Here is a 23,629-nt window from a genome sequence, read left to right as displayed (position 1 = left end):
GCTGTGCTGGGCGTTGTAGCGGCCACCGGCATATCGCTGTTCGGATGCGCCGCATCCGACGGACAGTCAACCGGGCCGGCGGCGGCGACCACAGTGACCGGGCCGGCGAGCGCGCCCAGCCCAGGACCCACCCCGTCGGCCTCGGGTGAGCCGCTGGCAGATGCCCTCCAATTCTCCTCAGCCACGGTCGACGGCGGTACCTTCGACGGCGCCAGCCTCGCGGGCCGGCCCGCCGTCCTGTGGTTCTGGGCTGCCTGGTGCCCGCGGTGCCGGGCCGCCGCGTCGCACGTCGCCGCCGTTCAAGCCGACTACGCGAGCAAGGTCAATGTGGTGGGTGTGGCGGGGCTGCGCAGCGGGCGCGACAGCATGACGGCCTTCGTCCGCGAGACCGGCATCGGCGCGTTCCCGAGCCTGGCCGACGACGAAGGCGCGGTCTGGCGCAAGTTCGGCGTCACCGCGCAGGAATTCTTCGTCATCGTCGACTCGTCCGGCAATGTTGTCCACAAGGGACCGTTGTCGAGCGACGAATTGCGGGACCGCGTCGCCGCGCTGGCCGGATAGTCCGATGCTCACCGACGCGCCGTACGGGCTCGCGTTGTCAGCCGGTGTCCTCGCCGCGGTCAACCCATGCGGCTTCGCACTGCTTCCCGCGTACGTGTCGCTGCTCGTCACCGGAGACGACCCTGCCGACACTCCGACCCCGGGCATGGCTCTGCGCCGGGCGTTGACGCTGACCGCGGCGATGACCGCCGGGTTCGTCGCGGTGTTCGGTACGTTCGGGCTTCTCGCCGCACCGGCAGCGGACTGGCTGGCGAACCGGCTGCCGTGGGTGACCGTCGCGATCGGGATCCTGCTCGCGGGACTTGGCGGCTGGCTGGCTGCCGGCCGCGAGTTGCCGTCGCCGGTGCCGAAACTGAGTCGCGCACCGAAGCTCAGCCGCGGGGTGGGTTCGCTGCTGCTGTTCGGGATGTCGTTCGCCGTCGCGTCGCTGGGCTGCACCATCGGGCCGTTCCTGGGCGTCGTGGTGGCGTCGTTCGCCACCGGCTCGGTGGCCCAGGGCGTCGGGTTGTTCGTGGCCTACGCCGCGGGCATGGCATTGGTGGTCGGCGCTATCGCCGTTGCCGTCGCCGTGGCGCGCCAAAGCGTGGTCACCTGGATGCGCCGCACTGCGTCCGTGCTGTCACGCACGGCGGGCGCACTGATGTTCATCGCGGGAATCTACGTAGCCTGGTACGGCTGGTACGAGATCAGGATCCAGGCGGACCCCACCACCACTGATCTTGTCGTCGACACCGCCGGGCAGATTCAGAGAACGCTGGCGGCGGCCCTTGACCGCGCCGGCCCGGCCGGCATCGCGATCGCTACCGCCGTGCTGTGCGCTGTGATCGCCGCGCTCGCGCTGCGCCGCCGACGCGCTCGCTCCGGCTGAGCCTGCCGGAGCATTGGGGACGAATGCGGAAGGCAGAACACCCCTGCCGCGCTCTCGTCAGGGCGGGCGAGGCTCAGTCCCACGCCAGGCCAACAGTCATCCGACTGATGTCAGCCGGTGTCTGGTCAGACCAGAATCTTATTGTCCGGCACCCCCGGGGGCGGGGTGCGTCAGCGACAAGGAGCCTGCCATGCCGGAAGCCGTTCTCATCCCACCCCGATCCGGAGCCGATTCCATTGTCGATCGCAGTGACGCGCTCCTGCGGTTGAGCGAGGCGCTGTCGGCCACCACCACACCCGCGGACGTCATCGCGACCGTCGAAGCGCTGCTCGTGGACTGCCTGGGCACCGGACCCTCCTCCGTGAGGGTTGCGCTTGAGCAGCATGACCCTCTGACGAGCCGAACCGTCGAGGACTGCCGGGCGCTGTACTTCGGCGACCCCACCGAGATCATTGCCGCGTTCCCGGCGCTGGCGGCCGACCTCGACTTCGCCGCAGCGGCCTGCCTGCCCCTGCGGGGCACCGGCCGCACTTTGGGCGCCCTGCTGCTGACCTGGAGCCACGCGCGGATGTTCTACATCGGCGAACGGGCGTTCTTCTCCACCGTGGCCGCCTACACCGCGCAGGCGCTCGCACGTTCTGTGCATCTGCAGTCCCGTATCACTGCGGTCGAGACCCTGCAGGGGGCGATGCTGTCGCCGTTACCGGCTGTGGACGGCTACCGCCTCGCCGGGCACTACCTACCGGCCGAGGGCGGCAAGGTCGGTGGTGACTGGTACGACGCGGTGAGCACCTCAGCCGGCCGGCTCACCCTGGCGATCGGTGACGTCGCGGGTCACGACATGGCAGCCGCCGCACGCATGGGATCTCTGCGCAGCATGCTCCGGGCCTACCTGGTGGACCGGCGCGAGCCTCCGGCCAGCCTGTTGCGCCGGCTCGACACGGCCAATCACGCCTTGGGCGACCCCACCGTCGCCACCGCGATCGTGGCGGCCATCCACCGAACGCCCGACGGCACCCACCGGTTGCACTGGTCCAACGCAGGCCATCCCCCGCCGGTGCTGATCGAACCTGGTCGCAGCGTGCGCGCGCTCTTGGGCAACGACATCCTGCTCGGGGCCTACCCTGGTACGCCGCGACGCACCTACACCTGCGCGCTGCCGACCGGCTCGATCGTGCTCCTGCACACCGACGGACTGGTAGAGGACCGCGGCCGCCACATCGACGCCGGTCTGGCGCGGCTGTACCGGCGGTTGCGCCGCAGCGGCGCGACCCGCCTCGACGATCTGCTCATCGACGCCGTCGGCGGTCTCGGCGGGAAGGCCGACGACGACGTCGCGTTGCTCGCGGTGAAGGTCGGCTGAGGGCGTCATGACGACCTGCAGACCGGGTAGCTCGTGGCCGACCTGGTCCCCCAGCTCGCCTACGTCGGTCCCGTGTCCCCAAGATCAGGCCCGCCCCCGCGGTGCTCGCGTTTCCATCGGCGATCCCCCGCACCGTCACGGCGGCCATCGTCAGCACCGTCGTCGTCGCGGCGGCCGTGCTTCAGCCGAGCGACGCGACACCATGACGATAGGCCCAGATGACGGTCTGGACGCGGTCACGGGCCCCGATCTTGGCCATGGCCCGGCCGAGGTGGCTCTTGACAGTGCTGATCTCGACGACCAGTTCGGCCGCAATCTCGGCGTTGGACAGGCCTTCGGCGAGCAGCCGGACGATCTCGGTCTCGCGTGAGGTCAGAAGCTGGTCGGTGCCCACGCCGGACGCCAGGGCGGGCGTCGGCGGGCGCCGGCGCGCGAACTCGACGATGACCCGCCGGGTGACCGTCTGGTCGACCATTCCCTCGCCGGCGGCCAGGCGGCGGATCGCTTTGATGAGGTCGTCCATGTCGGCGTCCTTGAGCAGGAAGCCGCTGGCGCCCGCTTCGAGCGCCCCGAACACGTACTCGTCGAGCTCGAAGGTGGTCAGCACCAGGACGGCGGGCGGCGGGTCGATCTCGTTGACGATGACGCGCGTCGCGTCGAGGCCGTTGCCGCCGGGCATGCGAACGTCCATGCAGACGACGTCGGGGCGCAGCCGGCGTGCGAGCGTCACCGCGTCCGGGCCGTTGGAGGCCTCGCCGACGATCTGGATGTCCTCGGCCAGTTCGATCAGCGAACGGAATCCCGCGCGCAGCAAGGGCTGATCGTCGACCAGGAGCACCGTGATCATGAGGGCCGGCCGGCCGAACGGGGAATGGCCGGCTCGGCGAACTCCTGGGTGCTCCAGGCCACGTCAGCCCCTTTCCTGATCACACCAGGCATGTGCCGGGCGGCCCTTCTCGGGGAAGCTAGCACATCGGATCCGATGGGTACGGAAGGCGAGGCGGGCCACGATGGGAAGCGGACCGAGCTCCCGCCCGCCCGTCACCGCAGGTGGCGGAAGGTCAGGCGGATCTCTTCGGCGAGCAGCTCGGGCTGTTCCCACGCGGCGAAGTGCCCGCCTCGGGGCATTTCTTGGTAGTGCACGAGCCTGGGATATTTGGCCTCCGCCCAGCGTCGGCTGCCGAGGTAGATGTCGCGGGGGAAGATGCTGACGCCGACCGGCACGTCGACCTTCGGATCCCGATAGCCGCGGAAGCTCTCCCAATAGATGCGCGCGGACGAGGCGGCGGTTCCTGTCAGCCAGTACAGCGAGATGTTGTCCAGCATCTCGTCCCGGCTCAGCAGGGCTTCCGGATCGCCACCATGGTCGGTCCACTGCTGGTACTTCTCGTAGATCCACGCCGCCTGTCCCACCGGTGAGTCGGTGAGGGCGTACCCGATGGTCTGTGGGCTCTGGATCTGCTCGTGCTTGTAGCCCGACTCGTTGTCCTCGAAGTCACGCTGACGCTGCAGCGCACGCCGCTCTGGTGGGCTCGTGGCCTCCTCGGCGCCGTAGGTGGGGAACATGTTGGAGTGGATCGCCCGGACTGCGGGCTCACCGATGCCGCCCAGCGCCGTGGTGACGGCATGTCCCCAGTCGCCGCCCTGAGCCACGAACTGGTGGTAACCCAGTCGTTGCATCAGCTCGACCCAGGCCCGCGCGATCCGCTCGGGCCCCCAACCGGTCTCCGCCGGCTTGCCGGACAGCCCGAAGCCGGGCAGCGAGGGCAGAACGACGTGGAAGGCGTCCTCCGCTGCGCCACCGTGTGCTCGCGGATCAGCCAGCAGGGGTGCCACCTTCAGGAACTCGATGACCGACCCGGGCCAGCCGTGAGTCATCACGAGCGGGGTCGCGTCCGGTTCCGGTGAGCGCAGGTGGAGGAAGTGAATATCGAGGCCGTCGATGTGGGTAGTCGACGGATCCAGTGCGTTCAGCCGCGCCTCGCACGCCCGCCAGTCGTAGCTGTCGCGCCAGTAGGCGCACAGTGCCCGCAACCTTCGCGACGGTACGCCCTGACTCCAGTCCTGCACCGGCTCGGGCTCAGGCCAGCGAGTACGCCTGAGCCGCTCGCGCAGATCGTCGAGAGCGTCGTCGGAGACGGCGAAGGGACGTGGCCGGATCACATTACTCATGAGGGGAATCCCTTCCGTACCGGTGTCGTTCCGCGTCGGCCAGGAACGTTGCAAGGTCGTCATAGCCGTAGTGAAGCGCCAGTTGCCGGGGTGTGTGACCGGTATGGGACCGCAGGACCAGGCTTGCGCCGGCTTCGACCAGGGCACGCGCCGCTTCGCCGTGCCCGTGCCAGACCGCATCGTGCAGGGCGGTGAAGCCGTTGTAAGCGCCCTGCGCGTCGAGGTCGAGCGCCGGCGCACCGGTCCGGCCGGATGCCGTCAGCACCCGCAGGACTTCGGCGTGCCCGGCGAAGGCGGCTTCGTGGCCCGGCGTGGCTCTCATCAAACCGTTGAGCCGCCGCGGGTCCGCGCCTGCGTCCCGCAGCACGCGGGCAATCCCGGCGTGTCCGTCGCGGGCGGCCAACCCGAGTGCGGTGTAGTCGTCGTCGTGTCCGCCGATCTCCGGCATCCGCTCGTCGAGCGGCACACCCGCGGCGATGAGCCGTTCCACCTCGGGAAGGTCACCGGCCTTGACCGCCGCGGGCAACGGCAGGGCGCGGACCCGGCTCGCGTCCGCGTCGTCTCTGGCTCGCAGGAGGCCGGCGATGCTGTCGGCCCCGTCCTGAAGTGCAAGGTCGAGTGCCGTCTCCTGCCAGTGGTTCCGGATCGTGGTCCGGGCGCCTCGCGCCAGCAGCAGGTGGACCGCGGCCTCGTTCTTGTGCTGGACCGCGTCCATCAGGGGTGTGTGCCCGAGCCGGGCGGACTGCTGATCGACGAGGGCCCCGTGGTCGAGCAGCAGACCGATGACGTCGGCGTCGCCGGATTGCGCCGCCTTGTGCAGTGCGGTGGCGCCCATGTTCGGCTCGACCGTGAAAACGTCGGCTCCGGCTTCCAGCAACAGAGCGACCAGTCTCAGCCGGCCGAGGCCGGCAGCGATCATCAAAGGTGTACGACCGTCGTGGTCGCGGTGACCGGGGTTTGTCCCCGTCGAGAGCAGTTCGCCCACCGCTACCGCGTCACCGGCCCGAATCGCGGCTTGCAGGGTCAAGTCCAGCCCCTCCCTGTATGTGTGTGAGCAGTTTCGGCGTTCACCGAACGCCTCCCAGGCGACACCCTGTTCCAGGCACAGGGTCAAGCGCGCACGGGACGCTGCACCCGCGCTCAAGCCCAGGACGCTGTTTCCTGCTCAGGCAAGCGGACGGAGGCGTTTCCGGCCACGCTCAGCAGCGTGGCGCCCAGTGCTGCGGCCAGACTGATGCGGCCCTCGAACAAAATGCCCTTCTCGGCCGCTCCGCCCGTCATACGGGCCGGGGTCAACGTACGCAGACCCGCTTCCGGTACGGCCGCACCGCCGAGGGCGCAGGACTGCGTCGCGGGTGACTGTTCGATCATTGGTGAGTTCCCTTCTGACGTGGCTCGCTGAGGGTCCGGCGGCAGCCAGTCCGGTCCGGTCGAAACGAAGCTGACGAACGCCGTGTGATCAGTCTTGCGACTGGGGCAGCCTCTTCGCGTCGGTAGAAACCACGCACGCCTCGATCAGGCGCGACTGCGCAGCTCACCGCCACGGCCGTTCCAGAGCACGTCAGTACTCGACCGGCAGGTGGGGGGCGACCGCCGCACTCCACTGGCCTCTTGACCCTGTGGCAGGAACGGGGTGTCAACTTCTCGCGGACAGCTGACCTTCAACCCCAGCCGCCCTGCTCGGATGGCCGGCGTGGCGCAGGAAGGGGCCGATGTGGCCTGGAGCACCCGTGAGCTCGCGGATCTGGCCGGCACAACGGTGAACACCATCCGGCACTACCACCGGCTTGGTCTGCTCGAGGAGCCGACGCGCCGCTACAACGGCTACAAACAGTACGGTATCGAGGATTTTGTCCGCCTGCTGCGTATCCGGCGGTTGGTCGGCCTGGGAGTACCTCTGGCGCAGATCCAGTCGATCTCATCCGACGGCGACAACGGTTCGCAAGTCCTGCGACAGGTCGACACGTCCCTCGCAGCCGAGGTCGAGCGCCTGCGAAAAGTACGCTCCGACATCGCTGCCATCCTGCGCGACGGCGGATCCGCCGACACACCGTCGGGCTTCGGCGCCGTCGCGCCCCGCTTGTCGCCATCTGACAGCTCGCTCCTCCACGTCATTACCCAACTCTGTGACGAGGACGCCCTGGCCGACCTGAAGAACATGTTGGAGAGCGACCCCGGCCCGGTTGATCAGGAGTTCGACGCCCTACCGGCCGAGGCGGACGAGGCCACGCGCCAGCGCCTGGCCGAAAGCCTTACGCCGACCCTCGTCCGGCACCTCGTCGACTACCCCTGGCTGAGCGACCCGGCGGCCCGTCTGGTGAAGAGTGAGCACGTCACGCGGCAGACATTCGTCGACGCTGTGATCGACTTGTACAACGCGGCCCAGATCGACGTGCTGGTCCGGGCCGGCCTTCTTGCCCAGAAACAGTTGCGCCTCGCGCACAAAGATTGACGACGCGTCCAGCGCGGCTCGACGGCGACCCGGAAGTCAGCGGCGAAACAAGCCGCGACCCTCGCATCTCCGCTGCTCATAGACCGTTCCAGCTCCGGCCGGCAAGTTATCCGTGGGCTGAATCGCTTCTGTTTTGTCCTGAGGAGACACCGGGCATGGGGTGCGGGACCGTTCCGGCCTCGACCTCTTCCATGTAGAACCGCGACTGGACGATCTTGTCATCGAGCACCTTGATGAGGATCACGCCGCGCATGTCGGAAGCACCCGGCCGCAAGTAGTGGAACTCGCCCCAGAACTCGTCGTCCGATTCGACGGAGCCGGTCACGGTGATGTGAATCCCGGGGAACTGCGCAAAAATCATTCCCCAATTCTTGCGAACGTGCTCGGAGCCGTCGAAGGAACGGTTCGGGTGGGCAGGCCACTCGCTGGCAAAGCCATCTGCGAAAGTCTCGGCGAGCGCATCCAGATCATGCGCGTTGATGGCGTCGATCAGCCTGTTGACGACAGAAAATGTCATACCCGTAGAGACGTTTGGGCCCACCGGAAAAGTTCGCGTCAGCGGCGTGATCACAGCCACCAGCTTTCGTACTTGACCGTGTTCCGGGAACAGGGACTGAGATGGACAAGCATGCTGTGTCAGCTCGCGCCGGTCGATGCAAAGCGGTCGCCGTGGTCCCCTTCCAGAGTCCGGCCCTTGACCATGTCAGGACAACACGGTCTCTACTTCTCGCGTACCTGCCCACTGCGTCCCCGCGTACCGGGACGCAGCCCCGCCGAAAGGACAGTGCGATGACACCGCAGCCCGAGCCACCGATCCTGGGGGAGGACCTTCTTCTGTTGCTGTGCCGGCCTGGTCCCGCGATATCGGCCGGCGGCGAACACCTGCTCTCCCCCGCCCTCGCCGGGGCCGTGCTGATCGATCTCAGCCTCGGCGGACACGTCCGGACCCTCCCCGGCCGGGGTGGCTCGACCCGGGTGGACGCGATCGCCGGGCACCCGCCGGCCGATGACGTTCTCCGTTCCGCCTGGGACCACCTCCTCGGCCGTCCCCGGGAGGTGCAGGCGGTACTCGCCGCTGTCGGGCCGAGCTTGCGCGTGCCGTTGCTCGATCGGCTCGTCCGGCGCGGCGACCTGCGCCGGCCGTCCCGCGAAACGTTCGGCTCGGTCGGCCTCCACGATCTCGAGGAGGGGGGATCCGGCCGCCGGGATCACGTGCTTTCCGCCGTACGGACAGCGCTTGTCGATGACGTTGAGGCGCCGGACCGGACTGTCGGGCTCGCGGCGTTGTTGTCCGGAACCGGGATACTGCGCACCTTCGATCCTGAGATTCCCTGGACACCTATGGTCGTGGCACGCGCCGCGAAGCTCGAGCGTGACGTCTGGGCAGCGCGGGCCGTCGCCGATGCGGTCGGCCGATCGGTCGCCCTGGCCCTCGTCGGCAACGTGTTCGTTGCGGCCGCCGTCCTTTTCTGACGGCTCTCAGCCGCTCCGGCGGCCGTTGAGCGCGTCACGGAGAGCAGCCCGGGAGCTGATGCCGAGCTTGGGAAAAACCCGGTACAGGTGAGACGAGACGGTGCGCGGAGACAGCATCAGGCGCGCGGCAATCTCCTTGTTGGCCAGGCCGGCCGCGGCCAACTCGGTGACCTCCCACTCTTGCGGGGTCAGCGTGACTCCGACGCGAGCTTTCGACGCTCGCGCGTTCCCGGTGGCCCGCAGTTCGGCGCTCGCCCGCGCCACCCACGGAGTGGCACCGAGCCGCTCGAAACGGTCGCGTGCCGCGGAAAGCTGCACCCGGGCTTCTGCCTTGAGCGCCTGCCGCCGGAGCTGTTCACCGTAGGCCAGTTCGGTCCGGGCCAGCTCGAACGGCCAGTGCTCGATGCCGGGCAACGCCAAGGCCCTGTCGAAATGGTGCGCCATCTCCGCCGGTGGCGCCGTCAGGGCGGTCATCGTGGCGGTCATCAGCGCGAAGCGCGGCGAGATGCGGGCGACCCCGCTGTTGCGCATCGCCGCCACGTGTTCGCGGGCCGCATCGGCCCGCCCGGACCGGAGCGCCGACTCGGTCAGATCGAGCGCCGTCCACAGCGCCTCGATGTTGAAAGGCGGCAGCCAGCCCGGCGCGGTGATGGCCGCCGCGTGGCGAAAGGCCGTCTCAAAGTCCGAAGAGCCCAGAGCGGCCCGGGTCTGAGCCATGTGGGCCCATCGGGTGAGGCGACCAAGCCGGCGGCTCGCCGCCCATTCGTGCAGCTCCTGCGCAAGGGCGGCACACGTGTCGGTGTCTCCGCGATGGGCCGCAAGCAGCGCCATGACATAGCGGCCGAACTGGCTGGGCAAGTGGAATCCGGTCTCGCGGCCCAGGACGAGGATCTCGGTCGCCATGCCCTGGGCCTCGACCCACCGACCGGAGTACAGGTCGTCCATCGCGCACATGAGCAGCGCCGGAAGCGCTCCGCCGATGGTTCCGCTGTCCCGAGCGTCCCGGATCATCTCGGTCAGGGACTGATGACATCCGGACAGGCGATCCAGGTACGAGGCGGTCAGCGCCGTCCGGATGATGACGTCGGCGTCCGTGACCTCCGGAAGTCGTGCGATCTGACCGTCGAGGTCGCGCAGCAGTTCGTCCGGTACCGCGCCCACGTCTTCCAGGATGTGCACCATCGAAACCGGTGAGCTGGCCGAGTCGCGAGGGAGCGAAGCCACCAGGTCCCGCAGCGGCGCCCAGAGATCGGCCCGGCCCGAATAATGACAGATGAGCAACAAGGTGTAGAGAGCCGGCATCAGCTCGTCGAGGTCGGTGGCGCCCGTGACCGCAAGAGGGCTGATCGCCTCGACCAGGATGCGATACGCGGTCGCGGCGTCCCCATCGGTCATCAGGTGCAGATAGCCGCGAGCCGCGGCCACGGGGAGCGATCGGCTCATGGCCGCGGCGCCGTCCAGCTCCCGCATCAGTTGACAGGACAACTCCAGATGACCGGCGACCGATACCCCGATGTACGCGGCATAGGCGAGACGACGGTCGCCGACCGATCGATCGGGGCTCAACGCGGCCGCACGACGCAGCCGATCCATCGCTCCCAGCACGTCACCGCGCTGCAGGCTCTGCCGGGCCCACTGCTCGACGAGGTGAGCGACCGGCTCGTCGGGGCCCGCAGCCGCCATCGACAGGTGCTCGGCATGCCGCTCGGGCCGGTCGACCAGCACGTCGGCAAGCCGTTGATGCGCTGATCTGCGCTGCTCCAGCGTCGCTCCTTCGATCACCGCCGATCTGACCAGGGGATGCTGGAAGTGCACGTGGCGCCCGTTCGCGCTCACCTGGATCAGAAGGTCGCGTTCCGCGGCGCCGAACGCATCCAGCCCGCCCTCACCGGCCGCGGCATGGAGCACCCCGAGATCACCGGAACTTTCCAGGGCGGCCAGCAGGAGAAGTTCACGCGTCCCGGCCGGCAGCCGCGCGACGCGGGCAGCGTAGAGCGCACGTACCTCCTTGGCCGGCCCGGTGCCGGGCACGGCGTCGCGCGGAGCGCCCGACATCCCGGCCAGCGCCCCGAACTCCAGCAGAGCCAGCGGGTTGCCCTGCGCCTGTCGCACCACATCCAAAGCCGCGCGGCGAGGCAGCTCGGCGAACCGCTCCGACAGCAGATGCAGCGCATCAGCCTCGTGCAGCGGCGGCACCAGTACCTCGGTCAGGCCTGAGTCATACGAGCCCATCGTTTCGCTGCGGACGGCCGCGAGCACCCCGAAGCGCCGTCCCACCGCTCGCCGGGCGACGAAGCTGATCACCGACCGGCTGGGCCGGTCCAGCACGTGCAGATCATCGACAACCAGCAGCAACGGCCGCTTGCGGGCAGCTTCGGCGAAGAGCGAAAGAACGCCGTGCAGGACGGTCATCTCGGCCGGCGTGGACCCGGCGCCGAACCCCAGCGCGACCTCGAGTGCATACCGCGAAGGGCCGGGCAGCTGTGCCAGCTCGGCCGAGAGCGGGCCGACCAGCTGGTGCAAACCTGAGAAACAGAGCGCCGTCTCGTGCTCGGCGCCACTACCGCGGATCACCCGCATCCCCATCGCCGCGGCCCGCTCGGCGGCCGCGTTCAGCAGCGCCGTCTTGCCGATGCCCGGCTCGCCCGCAAGCAGCATCGCGGAGCCGGTCCGGGCGGCCTCCTGCAGGAAGTCACCCAGGTCTGCGAGCTTGTCGGCCCGCCCCACCAGGCCATACCCGTCGAGATCCATGCCTAGAGTGAAAACCCCGTCCATAGAACAGGGTCAAGCCAGGCGTGCGACGGTCACCCATGACGGCTCTTTGTGGCTCGGCATTGTTCACTTCTGTCCACAATCCTCATCTGGACATCTACCATCCGGCGAGACTCACGCACGAACAACGGCCCTCCACATTGCGTGTCACCTCACGTACAGGAAGGATTTGGCCGTGTGATCACACAACACAAGGACACAATGTGTCCTGGTCGAAGCCGGCCGCACATACCGCCGAGATCTGCCGCGGCCCCGGCCCTCGCCTCGGACCCGCTCAGGCCGTCATATTGATCATCCGCTCGCGATAGCCCAACGGTTCCGGATATGGGTACGCGGAGAACGTGCCGTCCGCACCGCCACCCGGCCAGAAGCCGAAGCTGACCGGCTCGTGCGAACAGCCCCCGTGCATCACCGACGGCGGGCAGTTGGGCAATCCACCCGGGTATTGCCGAGCATCGCGCCCGGAGAAGCGGGTGTACGCCAGGTCCATCGCATTCCAGAAGAAGTGCACCGGGCTGGCCCTGCCCACGAACTCCGAGCGGAAGCGGTCCAGCACCCGCCTGGCGCAGCCGGGCCACGAACCTGTGATCGTCTTCTCCAACGCATCAGCCGATCGAGCGGGCGGCGTCGAGGATGATCTCGGCCACCGCGACGGGCTCCGAGGCGGGGACGCATGAGACACGCCGGCGAGTTCCACGGCGGCCCGGGCTCCAGCCCGCTTGACCATGAAGCGGTGGACCTCGAGCGGGATGTTGTCGTCGAGCTCCGGGTTGATGAACCAGGACGGCACACTCTTCCACGCAGGCTCACCGGAGCCTTCGTTGAGCGCGGAGGTGTTCGGCGGATGCTGGGCGACCGCGTCGAGGGCGGCCGTTCAGCTGGAAGGTCGGCGCTGAACTGCGAGCGCCTTGACGTGGTCGTGACCTACGGCGGCGTTGAAGATGCCCCCGTAGGAGTGACCGATCAACACGACCGGCCCGTCGAGCGTGCTCAGCAGGCTTGAGGCCACGGCGAAATCGCCGGACAAGCTGCGCAGCGCATTGGGCGCGGCGACAACCGCGTAGCGGTCACCGAGCAGCCGCTGGATGACGCCGCCCCAGCTGGCGGACTCGGCGAACGCGCCGTGGACCACGACGATTTCCGACCCCGATGAATGACGACAACGGCCCCGTCTGCCGGCAGGTCGAGGCCGGTCTCTGACTCCGCGTCCGGCAGCAGCGCCGAGTTCGGAACGATCAAGACGATCTTCAGCCGCTCCGACGACGAACGGACCGAGGACTACGTGGCCTTCCTGAAGGTGTCCGGGAACCTACCGCAAGGGCCGGCTCGTATCGATGATGCATACGGATCCGAGCGTCACGCCGGGTTCGAGCCGGCCTCAGCGGCCAGCGGTCCGATGCGCGGGGTGGTGTACCAGACGATCGCCACGGTGACGACGACGACCGCGCACGGGATGAGTGTGGCGGCGGTCGCGGCTCCAGCATCACGATCGGTCACGACGGCGTTCAGATCGCTGCGCATCGCGATGGAAAAGACGAAACCCAGCGTATTCCACAGCGCGTGCAGAACGATCGCAACCTCGAGGCCACCGGTACGCCAGGTGATGAGGCCCGTGCCCACGGCGAGCACTACGTACCACAAATTCAGCCAGGGGTCGCCGGCCGCGTGGCTCGCCGCGAAGGCCACCGTCATGGTGATCAGACCGACGACAAGACCCGACCGGGCGCCTCGGGTCCAGCCCCCGGCAGCCCGGAAGATGAGCCCGCGAAAGCCGTACTCCTCGCCCGCAGCCTGTAACGGAGTGAGCAGAAGAGTGGCCGCCACCATCCACAGCACATCGGTGTCCGACCACACGTTTCGCGGCTCGGGCGCAAGGTAGTCGCTCACTACCAGAGCCGCCACCAGGGCCGGACCGATCAGCAGCAGCGCACGGCCGAACAAAGCGAAACGGAAACGCGAGAACACCGAATGCAGCGAACTTCCCGGCAAGCCGTAGAGCCAGCGCTGAATGGCCATGCTCCACGGGATGAGCAGCGCCAGCGACAACATCGCGGCCGCATGCATCATCGGCGTGTAGGCGCCGTCGGCGCCCCGGTCGTCCAGAACAGTCGCGACCACCGACAGCACGACACTGACAACAAGCAAGCCGCCGAGCAGGAGCGCGATCGCGAGAAGGCCGCGACCGACCCGGCGGCGCTCACCCGCGTAAACCCGGTGATATTCGACGTTGCTCATGGGGTGTGTCCTCTCTGCGCGGAACTTGGCGCGGATGCGTCCGGGAGGTGCCGACGGCGCCGCCCTCCCGGTTCGTCAACGGATTCCGTCGACTGGATCTCGACGTCGGGTGTCCAGGAGAAACCGTGTGCTGGCCACACAGTCAAGGAGAGCGGACGATCCTGAGCACCGTGCGCCGTGTCCGCCGCGGGGCGCCGGTGAATAGGCGCGAGACATGATGTCGGCCGCACCCGCACCGTTCAACGGACACGCCAGCCGGTAGGCGGCAACGTCGCGCTGAAAGCGAGCGGTCGGAGCGGCCAAGGTGCTTGACCCTGTTCTGACAACAGGGTCTTCACTGAGATCCCGATGAGTCGAGCTGAGTGAGCCTCTATGAATGCACCCACATCTCGCTTCCGGCTCGTGCCGATGTGGCCACGCGACCCGAACGAGACCGGCCGGACCGCGTCGTCGCTGGAGCTGTTCTTCGACTTGGTCTTTGTCGTCGCGGTCAGCATCGCTTCGGTCCAGCTCCACCACCAGCTCAGCGAAGCGCATCTGTTCGAAGGCATCGTCAACTACGCCGTCGTGTTCTTCGGGATCTGGTGGGCGTGGATGAACTTCACGTGGTTCGCCACCTCGTTCGACACCGACGACTGGCTCTACCGCCTGTTGACCATCGTGCAGATGGGCGGCGTGCTCGTGCTCGCCTCCGGCATACAGGCGGCGTTCGAGGACCAGGACTACGTCGTACTGGTGTTGGCCTACGTCGTGATGCGTATCGCGCTCGTCGCGCTCTGGGTGCGCGCGTCACGCTCGGCCGGAGACGCTCGGCGGTCCACCACCACCTACGCCGTCGGGATCGCCGCCGTGCAGATCCTTTGGCTGGCCTCGCTGCTCCTGCCCGCCGCAGCATTCTGGGCCGCTGTCATCGTCCTGTTCGGGGCCGAGCTCTCGGTGCCGATCTTCGCGGAACGACGGGGCGGAACCCCCTGGCATCCGCATCACCTGAGCGAACGGTTCGGGCTGTTCACCCTCATCCTGCTGGGCGAGAGTCTGCTGGCCTCGGCCAACGCGATCATCGAGGCACTGCATGAGGGAGACGCAGTCGGTCGGCTGATCGGGGTGGCCGTGCTCACCCTGGTCGTCACGGCCGCGTTGTGGTGGGTGTACTTCTGGGCGCCGCACCACACCGCCATCGGCGGTCTGGGTCTCTCGCTCGGATACGGCTACGGTCACTACTTCATCTTCGCCGCGGCCGGCGCGCTCTCGGCCGGAATCGAAGCCGAGGTGGATGTGATCACCGGCCACAGTGAGCTCCACCCGGTGGTCGCGTCCTTCGCCTACACCGTTCCGATCGCCGTCTTCATCCTCGGGACCTGGCTACTCGTGATGCGTCGCAGCGCCGGGCGCCACATCAACGTCATCGTTCCGGCCGGAGCGGTCCTCGTCCTCGTCGACCCGCTCATCCCTGTCCCGTTCGCGCTCACCGCCGTCATCCTCACCGGCGTGGTGGTCGCCCTGGTATGGCATGACCCTCTGGACCGAACGACGCAGCTGCCGGCCGGGTCCGGGGACACCGCAGTCAGCGCGTAGGTCAAGTATTCGCCACTGCGTACAGAGTCGACCAGCGCCCCGACACGGTGTTTGTCGAAGCGAGCTGCGCATTCGAACGGACACGAGGACAGCCCATGAGCACTGAATCACCGCACACTCGCGCGTGGTCCGCAGCTGAGCTGGCGGCACTTGATCTCTCGCCACTGATCCACGTCGCTGGAGCACGATCGGACGGGACGCTACGGCCCTTCGTACAGATCGGACATGTCCGCCTCGGCCAGGACGAGCTCATCCGGTCGCTGAACGGGACCGGTGGCACCTGGTACCAAGGTGCAATCCGCACGGGTCGAGGTGAGATCGACGTCGACGGCCGCCGGATCAGGGTCGCGTTCATCGCCGACGCCGGCCGGGAGGACGAGGTCGACCACGCGCTGAGAGCCCGATACGGCAACGATTCGGGCGTCCGCCGGATGATGCGACCACCGGCTCGAGAGGCGACGCTTCGCGTGGTCCCGCTCGCCGAACCCGCTACTTCTGATCTGAAAGGCGCTGCCTGATGCACATCACGATTCCCCGTGGGCCGTTCGAGCTCGCTGCCGAGCTGCACCTGCCCCACAGCGTCGACGAGTCGACACCACTGCGTGCCGTTGTGCTCTCCACGCCCGGCAGCAGCGTCAAGGAGCAGATCGGCGCCAACTACGCCTCCCGCCTGGCCGCGCGGGGCATCGCCGCGCTCGTTTTCGACCCCGCCCATCAGGGCCAGAGCGGCGGCGAACCCCGCGACCTGGAAGACCCCTACCGCCGCGGCGAAGACATCTCGTACGCCATCGACACCCTCAGCGCCCTTCCCGGCATCGACCCCCACCGCATCGGCATCCTCGGCATCTGCGCCGGCGGCGGCTACGCCATCCACACCGCCCGCACCGACCACCGCATCAAAGCTGTCGGCGCCGTCGACCCCGGCGAGATCGGCGCCTCGTTCCGCGGCTTTCAAGCCGACGGCCCCGCTGTCGCCCTCGACGTGCTCGCCGAGGCACGCCTCGAGGAGACCCGCACCGGCGTGCTGACCCGCGAGAACTGGCTTCCCGACACCATGGCGGAGGCCGATGCCGCCGGGGTGACCGACATCGACCTGCGGCAAGCCATCACCTACTACCGCACCGAACGCGGCCACAACGAGCACTCGACCAACCGCCGCCTGTCCCGCAGCGACTCACTCCTTCTCGGCTACGACGCGTTCCACCTGGTCGACCAGCTGATGACCCAGCCCTTGCAACTTGTCCTGGCCGAACACCTTGAAGGCACCGGCTTCGACACATCCGCGGAACGGCTGTGGAAACTCGCCCCCAACCCCGTCGACCGCTTGATCGTCCCGGGCGCCCGCCACTATCAGATGTACGACGTCCCCGAGTACGTCGACGCCGCCGTCGACCGCCTCGCCATCTTTTACGAGAACTGCCTGTAGCGCCGCGGTCCGGTCGACGTCACGGCGGCCCCAGAACAAACAGCACGTCCTCGGGAACCGGTAGTTGCCGACCGGCTCCCGGTAGCCGGCGGCGGGGTGGTTGATGCATGCCTCGGCCTTGCTCCGGTCGGAGCGCTGGAGCGTCCTGCGGAAAGGCCCGAACGGACTCTGATTCAGCACATCCGACATGGACGCGGTCGGTGACGTGATAGTCCAGGTGAAGGTCGCCTCGGAGTCGCCGACGCTACCGGCGGCGGCGCATGAAACCATTCGAGCGGCTCGTGCGGCCCGTTTTCAGGCGCTGGGACGCAGAACGTCCACGGTCTCGCGGCGACTGCTCAGCTCAACCATGTTCGTGCGATGTGTCCTCGACCATGTTCCTGGAACAGAGAATGCAATGAGTCTTCCCCATACCCGCCGTCGACCCGGATGACCCGCGCTGTCGCCGACCGGGCGCGATGTACGTCCCGGCGGGCGAAGGCGTCACCAAATGGGTGGCGGTGACGTTTACACGGTGAAGGCCATCGCAGCCAACACGGGTGTCGCGCTCGGTTTCATTGACGCGACTGTCCCACCAGGGCGTGGTTCCGATCCGCATGCGCACAGGAGTGAGAGCGAGGCGTTCTACCTTCTCTCCGGTGAGCTCGAGTTTCTGGACGGCGATCGTCGGTTCACTGCGCGGCAGGGAGACTTCGTCTTGGTACCGCCGGGTATCAGCCACTCCTTCTTCAACCGCGGAGTGCACAGCGCACGGATGGTCTTCATGTACTCCCCTGGCGGCCCGGAAGGCATGTTCCTGGATGCGGGCGACGAGCCGCGGGCCGGCGAGTCAGCACCGGCCTGGGGTCCGGAGAAGATCGCCGAGGTGCTGCCCGCCTAGGTGCACATGCTCGCCGAGTACGACCGTGAGCACAGCGCTCAACCAGGATGGTGCTGAGCGGCGAAACCCAGCGGACGGTCAGACCCGGAGCACTCAGTCACGAACGCCGGCCGCTCTCACGAGGAACGGTCAGCTTGACCGACCAACCGCCGTGTGGAGTCGGACCCGCGGTCAAGGCGGCGCCGACCAGGCCGGCCCGCTCGCGCATGCCGATCAGGCCGAATCCCCGATGGTGACGGTCGGCTCGCACCGGCCCAGCTGTCGCCGGGCCGTTGAGAACCTCGAGCACACTGACCTCCTTGCGGTGGTCGATCTTGATGGTCACCTCGGCGCCCGGGGCGTGATCGCGAGCGTTGGAAAGTGCTTCCTGCGCCACGCGGTAGAAGGTCAGCTCCGCCGCCGCCGACAGGTCGCCGGCTTTGCCCGACACGATCAACTTCGGGTGAATCCCCGTGTCCGCGTGGCTGGCCACCAGTTCGCTGATCCCCTGCAGTCCCGGTACGGCCGCGCCATCGGGTTCGATCGGCCCGGTCTCGCGGAGGGTGCCCACCACCGACCGCAGATTTCCCAGCGCACTCCTGCCCTCGGTACGGATGGCGGCGGCGGCGCGGCGAGCGGCGTCGGGGTCCCGGTCGAGCATCCGTTCCACAACGGTGGCTTGAACGATGAGGGCCGTCAGGTGATGGGCAGCAACATCGTGCAACTCGCGCGCCATCCGAGTGCGCTCGGCGGCCAGGGCGGCTTCGGTGCGAACACGGAGATTTTCCGCAACCTCGGCCGCGCGGAGCTCGACGATCTCGGTGTAACGCCGGCGGATCGTCGCGCTGCGGCCGAGCAGAGCCGCTGTGCCGTACAGCAGCAGCGTCAGGAAGAACTGCCCGGAGAAGCGCGTGACCAGCGGCCAGGGCGACGCGGCGGCGTCCGCGGCGACGGCCGCAGGAATCGCGCTGAGCACCACGAAGCTCCCGATCTCGACGAACGCCGCGAGCGCGGCCACAACGTAGGCGCGTGGTCCGGGCAGCATCGTGCCGCAGGTGTAGACGGCTATGAGTAGTGCCATTCCTCGCAGACCCTCGCCCGGCACCGCTACTGAGGCCAGGCAGATCTGCAGGGCGAGAACCGAGAATGCGCACCAGATCGGCCGGACCCGGCGAAAACAGAGGACTGCTGCCTGCGCCATCAACAAGATCAGAATGGGGACGTCCGCGGGGACAACGGAGGCCACTGGATGGGCACCACTGGGAAGCAGGTACAGGCCGGCCGTCAGGACCGCTACCACAGCCGCGAGCGCGGAGTCGCGCCGGAACGGTGTGCTCAGTCCCAGCGCGTCCAGTCGTCGGACCCAGTCGTCGAGAAAACGTCTCCGTGCGGCTGACTTGGCGAACCCCTGGGGTTCATCCATTGCCTTTCACCTATTCACGCCATTTCTTGCCGGTCCAGTTCCCGCGCCGGTCATGCCGGCAGCCAAGCTACCGACGGGTCTGGACCGATGCTACCGACGCCGGCACCTGGAGCGACCTGTCCACCGCGGCCGGCCGACGAGATTCATACCGGCGACGCAATCGCCTCGGCCCGGCCTCCGTCGCAGGTCGCAAGCCGAAGTTCGTGCTCGCGCCAGATGTGCCGGCCAGGCAGCGGAGGGCACGGTATTGATGCGGCCCGGATGCGGCCGTGCGACGTTCCGCCAAGCCTGTTCGAGGAGCCCGCCATGGCCCAGCACACCACCGAACCTCCGCTCACGTCCCGACGCTCGAACACGGCGAGCGGGGTGATCGCCATAACCGCGGCGTTGATGGTCGGTTTGGCGCCGGTCGCGACATCAGGGGCCGCTGCCAAGCCGTTCGCACGGCGAGATACCACGGGCGGCTTGGCCACTCCTTCTGGACGGCGTGTTGTGGACAACGGCAGATGACACGCGATGGTCGAAGTAGTTCGCCATAGGCGACCCGATCTTCGGCGCGGCTGCACCGGCCGTGTCACGGAAGATGGAGCTCTTTGAGCTCCCGGCGTGAGGTGATGCCGAGCTTGCGGAAGATGTTGCGCAAGTGGGTTTCGATGGTTCGTGGGCTGAGGAACAGCTGCGCGCCGACCTCGCGGGAGGTAAGTCCGGTTGCCACGAGGCGGGCGATGTGCAGTTCGTGGGCGGTGAGTGCGTCGGCGGGTTCGGCGTTGCGTTTGCTCGGGTGCTCGCCGGTGGCGCGCAACTCGCGGGCGGCCCGCGCCGCGAAGGCTTCCGCGCCCATGTCCGAGAGCAGCTTGTAGGCGGTGCGGAGCTGATCGCGGGCATCCTGACGGCGGCCTTCGCGGCGTAGCCATTCGCCGTAGACGAGGTGGGTGCGGGCGAGGTAGACGGCCATCCGGCAGTCGCTGAGCCGCTCGATCGCCTGGCGGTAGTGCTCCTCGGCAGCCGGACCGGTGGTGAGCAGCGCCCGTGAACGCGCAGTCAGCCCCAGCGCGAACTGCGTCCCACTGGCGCGGGCGCGGGAGGTGAGCTGCTCCAGCGCGGCGAACGCACGTTTCGGCTGACCGGCACGGGATGCCGCTTCGATCAGCTCGGGCAGGGCGAGACTGCTGTACGCCAGGTCGTCGTACTCCCAAGGCGGCTGTGCGGCGGCGAGAGCCTCGTCGTAGTTGCCCAGCCCGTTGTGCAGTGCTGCCAGCGTGGCCTGAGCCAGGCCGACCGTTGCTCCCTCCCCCCGCCCGGTCGCCTCCTCGACCATGGCTGAGTACAGCTCCAGCGCCTCGGGCTGCTGTCCACGCCAGACGGCCAGCATGAGCCGGGCGTTGGGCAGCGGCGGAGCCCCCGTGGCCTGCGTGATCGCGGTCTCCTCGGCGGCCAGCTCAGCGGCGCGGCCGAGGTCGCCGGTGAGCACGAGCACCGAGGCCAGGGCATTGAGCGCGGCGGGAAGCATGGACAGCGCGCCGGCCTCGCGGGAGAGCCGGACCGCGCGGCCGGCCAGGACGTAAAGCGCCTCGTCATCCCACAGCATCGCCGCGACATGGCAGGCCAGCCACAGCCAGCGAAGGTCACCGTCACCAGTTCGGGAACCGTGGTCGCGGAGCGTCTCGAGTGCCCGGCGCAGCGGACCGACGCTTACCTCGTACCCCCGCGTGAATCTCGTGGCCAGTCCGTCCAGCAGCAGATCGACCGGCTGCGGTGGCGTCGAGGGCGCAGGCGCCTCGAGGGCGGCTTCGGCCGCCTCGAGCAAGCCGCGGCCATGGACGAGGCGGCCGGCGTGGATCGCGGCATCGATGGCGTGCAGATAAGTCTCGCGGGCCAGCGCCGGGTTCAGAGGGGCGAGTGTCTTGGCGGCATCGAGCAGCATCCCCGGCACATCACTGCCCCGGCTCTGATAGAACGCGATCTGGGCGAGGAGCAGATCGAGGCGGGCGCGGGGCAGGGCATCCAGTGGCCCGGCGGCCGCGACCGCCAGCAGCTCGAGGGCGGCCTCGGTGGCGCCTGCCTCGTGCTTGGCATGCGCCGCGTCCAGCGCGCGCTGCGCACGCAGCGCAGGCTCCGGCGTCAGCTCGGCGGCGCGCTGCAGGAACGCGGCCGCGGCGGCCATACCCCCGCGGGCCCGCGCCCGTTCGGCCGAGCGCTCCAAACCTTCGGCAGCTTCTTCGTCGACGCCGAGCACCGACTGCGCCCGCTGCCAGGCCCTGCGGTCCGGGTCGGCCTTCGGGTCGGTCGAATCGGCCAGCGCGCCGTGGGCGCGACGACGGTCCGGCGGCGTGGCTGCCCGATAGACCGCCGACCGCACCAGCGGGTGACGGAACCGTACCCGAACGCCGATCTCCAACAGCCCGGCGATCTCCGCGGGCACCGCAGCCTCGCGAACGAGGTTCAGGCGCGCGGCCGCGCGCCACAGCAACGCCGCGTCGCCTGTCGGTTCGGACGCGGCCACCAGCAGCAGCAACTGCGTTTCGGGCGGCAGGCTGGCCGAACGGCGCCGGAAGCCCTCCTCGATGCGGTGCGGGACGTCGAGCACGTCGGGTAGTTCGAATCCGCCCGCGAAGTCGGCCGGCCGAATGTTGCGGGGCAGCTCCAGCAGCGCCAACGGGTTGCCGCTCGCTTCGGCGAGGATTCGTTCGCGCACCCCCTCGTCCAGCGGGGTCCGCACCGCGGCACTGAGCAGCGCACGCGCATCGGACGCACCGAGCCGTTCCAGACGTAGCTCTGGCAACCCGGTGAACGGAAGGTGGTCGGCGTCGTCACTGTCGCGCAGCCCGAACACGAGAGCGAGCCTTTCGGCCCCCACCCGCCGGGCCACGAAAGCCAGGACCTCCGCTGACGCCTCGTCCAACCACTGAGCGTCATCGACCAGACACAGCAACGGCTGCCCCTCGGCGACCTCGGCCATCAGGTTGAGGATGGCCAAGCCGACCAGGAACCGGTCCGGCGCGGCGCCGCCGTGGAGTCCGAACGCCACGCCGAGTGCGTCCCGCTGCGGCTCGGACAGCACGCCGGTGCGATCCAGCAGAGGCGCACACAGCTGGTGCAGGCCGGCGAAGGCGAACTGCGTCTCGGACTCGACGCCGACCGAGGACTCCACTCGGAAGTGAGAGGCGAGCGCCGCCTGCCGGGCGTGCTCGAGCACGGCAGTTTTGCCGATCCCAGCCTCCCCGCGCACCAACAGAGAGCCGCTGCGCCCGACGCGCGCCAGCGAGAGGAACTTCTCGACCGCTTCACGCTCTACGCGCCGGCCCACCAGATCCACCAGAACGTCCTCTGTCAAAGCCGCAGATCACGTAGCCGACACGGTAGTCGTCCCGGACGCGGCACGCGACAGCTCCGGATCGTCACTCATCACCGGCGTGACTTCCCGGGGTGCCACGCCGTGACAACTACGCGGTTGTTACCGACGCGAGGGCTCGGCCGCCGGTGTGAGCCTGGTAGCGCCACGCCCGGGCAGCCGGAGCTTGGCGTGTCCGAGCCGATCGACTCAACAGCTCCGGTACCTCGAACATCGTTCCTAGACAAGGACCAGAACATGCCCTGGAGCACCCGCGAGCTTGCCGAACTGGCAGGCGCCACGGTGAACACCATTCGGCACTATCACCGGCTTGGCCTGCTGGACGAGCCGATCCGCGGGTACAACGGGTATAAAAAATACGATGTAAGGCATTTGGTACGGCTCCTGCGGATCCGGCGACTCGCCGATCTGGGCATACCACTGTCGCAGGTCGATGAGGTAAGCGCGGGAGGCGAAGGCACCCCGGATGCGCTACAAGAATTGGACCGCAAACTTGCGGCGAGCATTGAGCATATCCAGCAGGCTCGGGCCGATATCGCGGCGATCCTGCAGGGTGACGCGCCGGCCGATGCACCGGCGGGGTTCGAGCCCGTCGCGTCACGCTTGTCTGATGCGGACAATTCGATTCTTCACGTCTATACGCAGCTCTACGACGAGGCGGCTCTGGCGGACTTGCGGCAAATGGTGGAAGTCGATGCCGAATCCGCCGCTGTAGGGAATGAAATCAACGCTCTACCGGGGGATGCCGACGAGGCCACTCGGCAGCGGCTCGCAGAACGGCTCGCGCCCACTCTCGCGCAGAATCTTCTGGACTATCCTTGGCTGAGAAACCCGGTAGGACACCTGTCGAAAAATCGGGGCGTCACGCATCAGACGGTGATCCAAGCAGTGGTGGAATTCTACAACCCCGCCCAGATCGACGTCCTTTCACGGGCCGGTGCCCTCGCACAAGGGCTTTTGCAGGACGGCGAGCACTCGGCGTCGAACTGACGATCGCTCCGCACACTGGAGTGGACCAACAGCGTCCCGGTTCCGATCAGGGTTGCATGCTGCCGCTCGGCTTGACTGTGTAGTGGGAACACCGTTTCCAATGCCGGA

The 23,629-nt window shown here is 68.3% G+C and carries 21 protein-coding genes; 10 read left to right on the top strand and 11 right to left on the bottom strand.

Annotated features, from left to right (window positions below; genetic code table 11):
• Nucleotides 1-93 precede the first annotated feature (93 nt).
• The 3 genes from AFR_RS12470 to AFR_RS12460 all read left to right on the top strand — a co-directional run bounded on the left by AFR_RS12470 (nucleotide 94) and on the right by AFR_RS12460 (nucleotide 2,792).
• On the top strand, nucleotides 94-561 hold the full coding sequence (locus AFR_RS12470; protein ID WP_023360820.1) for a redoxin domain-containing protein: 468 nt from the start codon (nucleotides 94-96) through the stop codon (nucleotides 559-561).
• A gap of 4 nt (nucleotides 562-565) precedes the next feature.
• Nucleotides 566-1,429, top strand: a complete 864-nt coding sequence (locus tag AFR_RS12465; protein ID WP_023360819.1) for a cytochrome c biogenesis CcdA family protein — start codon at nucleotides 566-568, stop codon at nucleotides 1,427-1,429.
• Nucleotides 1,430-1,619: 190 nt separating this feature from the next.
• The gene (locus AFR_RS12460; RefSeq protein ID WP_023360818.1) at nucleotides 1,620-2,792 is read left to right on the top strand and encodes a PP2C family protein-serine/threonine phosphatase; all 1,173 of its coding nucleotides are present in this window, start codon (nucleotides 1,620-1,622) and stop codon (nucleotides 2,790-2,792) included.
• A gap of 181 nt (nucleotides 2,793-2,973) precedes the next feature.
• Here the strand turns inward: AFR_RS12460 and AFR_RS12455 are convergent, their stop codons facing one another.
• From AFR_RS12455 to AFR_RS12440, 4 genes are all read right to left on the bottom strand, one after another.
• Entirely contained in the window at nucleotides 2,974-3,639 is a 666-nt protein-coding gene (locus AFR_RS12455; RefSeq protein ID WP_023360817.1) for a response regulator, read from the bottom strand.
• A 194-nt stretch (nucleotides 3,640-3,833) separates the two neighbouring features.
• Nucleotides 3,834-4,964 carry an epoxide hydrolase family protein gene (locus AFR_RS12450; protein WP_041840815.1) on the bottom strand — a complete coding sequence of 377 codons (1,131 nt, stop codon included), beginning with the start codon at nucleotides 4,962-4,964 and terminating at the stop codon, nucleotides 3,834-3,836.
• Nucleotides 4,957-5,949, bottom strand: a complete 993-nt coding sequence (locus AFR_RS12445) for an ankyrin repeat domain-containing protein (protein WP_238547357.1) — start codon at nucleotides 5,947-5,949, stop codon at nucleotides 4,957-4,959. Before AFR_RS12445 ends, AFR_RS12450 begins: the two co-directional genes overlap by 8 nt.
• Nucleotides 5,950-6,104: 155 nt before the next feature.
• Nucleotides 6,105-6,335, bottom strand: coding sequence for a hypothetical protein (locus tag AFR_RS12440; RefSeq protein WP_023360814.1), 231 nt, complete (start codon nucleotides 6,333-6,335; stop codon nucleotides 6,105-6,107).
• 313 nt (nucleotides 6,336-6,648) lie between these two features.
• Between AFR_RS12440 and AFR_RS12435 the strand changes: the two genes are divergently transcribed.
• Nucleotides 6,649-7,416 carry a helix-turn-helix domain-containing protein gene (locus tag AFR_RS12435; protein ID WP_202963987.1) on the top strand — a complete coding sequence of 256 codons (768 nt, stop codon included), beginning with the start codon at nucleotides 6,649-6,651 and terminating at the stop codon, nucleotides 7,414-7,416.
• Nucleotides 7,417-7,522: 106 nt separating this feature from the next.
• On the opposite strand, the gene AFR_RS12430 is transcribed toward AFR_RS12435, so the two are convergent.
• Entirely contained in the window at nucleotides 7,523-7,987 is a 465-nt protein-coding gene (locus AFR_RS12430) for a nuclear transport factor 2 family protein (protein ID WP_148307943.1), read from the bottom strand.
• Between the two features lie 47 nt (nucleotides 7,988-8,034).
• Between AFR_RS12430 and AFR_RS12425 the strand changes: the two genes are divergently transcribed.
• Nucleotides 8,035-8,889, top strand: coding sequence for a GOLPH3/VPS74 family protein (locus tag AFR_RS12425; protein WP_338012108.1), 855 nt, complete (start codon nucleotides 8,035-8,037; stop codon nucleotides 8,887-8,889).
• 6 nt (nucleotides 8,890-8,895) lie between these two features.
• On the opposite strand, the gene AFR_RS12420 is transcribed toward AFR_RS12425, so the two are convergent.
• From AFR_RS12420 to AFR_RS12405, 4 genes are all read right to left on the bottom strand, one after another.
• Nucleotides 8,896-11,640, bottom strand: coding sequence for an AAA family ATPase (locus AFR_RS12420; RefSeq protein WP_023360810.1), 2,745 nt, complete (start codon nucleotides 11,638-11,640; stop codon nucleotides 8,896-8,898).
• 295 nt (nucleotides 11,641-11,935) lie between these two features.
• On the bottom strand, nucleotides 11,936-12,451 hold the full coding sequence (locus tag AFR_RS47775) for a DUF5996 family protein (RefSeq protein ID WP_238547271.1): 516 nt from the start codon (nucleotides 12,449-12,451) through the stop codon (nucleotides 11,936-11,938).
• Nucleotides 12,452-12,535: 84 nt separating this feature from the next.
• Complete coding sequence (locus AFR_RS47770; RefSeq protein WP_023360808.1) at nucleotides 12,536-12,793, bottom strand: alpha/beta fold hydrolase; 258 nt, start codon at nucleotides 12,791-12,793, stop codon at nucleotides 12,536-12,538.
• A 224-nt stretch (nucleotides 12,794-13,017) separates the two neighbouring features.
• A complete protein-coding gene (locus AFR_RS12405; RefSeq protein ID WP_023360807.1) occupies nucleotides 13,018-13,896 on the bottom strand; it encodes a CPBP family intramembrane glutamic endopeptidase in 879 nt (292 codons plus the stop codon).
• A 372-nt stretch (nucleotides 13,897-14,268) separates the two neighbouring features.
• Here AFR_RS12405 and AFR_RS12400 point away from each other — a divergent pair, with 372 nt between their 5' ends.
• The 4 genes from AFR_RS12400 to AFR_RS12385 all read left to right on the top strand — a co-directional run bounded on the left by AFR_RS12400 (nucleotide 14,269) and on the right by AFR_RS12385 (nucleotide 17,777).
• Nucleotides 14,269-15,471, top strand: a complete 1,203-nt coding sequence (locus tag AFR_RS12400) for a low temperature requirement protein A (RefSeq protein ID WP_084297989.1) — start codon at nucleotides 14,269-14,271, stop codon at nucleotides 15,469-15,471.
• Nucleotides 15,472-15,566: 95 nt separating this feature from the next.
• Nucleotides 15,567-15,989, top strand: a complete 423-nt coding sequence (locus AFR_RS48685; RefSeq protein WP_084297988.1) for a DUF2255 family protein — start codon at nucleotides 15,567-15,569, stop codon at nucleotides 15,987-15,989.
• Nucleotides 15,989-16,897, top strand: a complete 909-nt coding sequence (locus tag AFR_RS12390) for an alpha/beta hydrolase (protein WP_023360804.1) — start codon at nucleotides 15,989-15,991, stop codon at nucleotides 16,895-16,897. The genes AFR_RS48685 and AFR_RS12390 overlap by 1 nt, the downstream gene beginning before the upstream one ends.
• A gap of 514 nt (nucleotides 16,898-17,411) precedes the next feature.
• The gene (locus AFR_RS12385; RefSeq protein ID WP_202963985.1) at nucleotides 17,412-17,777 is read left to right on the top strand and encodes a cupin domain-containing protein; all 366 of its coding nucleotides are present in this window, start codon (nucleotides 17,412-17,414) and stop codon (nucleotides 17,775-17,777) included.
• 97 nt (nucleotides 17,778-17,874) lie between these two features.
• Here AFR_RS12385 and AFR_RS12380 read toward each other — a convergent pair whose 3' ends face one another.
• On the bottom strand, nucleotides 17,875-18,957 hold the full coding sequence (locus AFR_RS12380) for a sensor histidine kinase (RefSeq protein WP_158510533.1): 1,083 nt from the start codon (nucleotides 18,955-18,957) through the stop codon (nucleotides 17,875-17,877).
• A gap of 796 nt (nucleotides 18,958-19,753) precedes the next feature.
• A complete protein-coding gene (locus AFR_RS12375) occupies nucleotides 19,754-22,495 on the bottom strand; it encodes an ATP-binding protein (RefSeq protein WP_023360801.1) in 2,742 nt (913 codons plus the stop codon).
• 273 nt (nucleotides 22,496-22,768) lie between these two features.
• On the opposite strand from AFR_RS12375, the gene AFR_RS12370 reads away from it, so the two are divergent.
• Complete coding sequence (locus AFR_RS12370; protein WP_023360800.1) at nucleotides 22,769-23,521, top strand: helix-turn-helix domain-containing protein; 753 nt, start codon at nucleotides 22,769-22,771, stop codon at nucleotides 23,519-23,521.
• Nucleotides 23,522-23,629: the final 108 nt, after the last annotated feature.

Source organism: Amorphoplanes friuliensis DSM 7358 (assembly GCF_000494755.1).
Taxonomy (GTDB): domain Bacteria; phylum Actinomycetota; class Actinomycetes; order Mycobacteriales; family Micromonosporaceae; genus Actinoplanes; species Actinoplanes friuliensis.
This window is presented reverse-complemented; position numbering and strand designations above follow the sequence as displayed.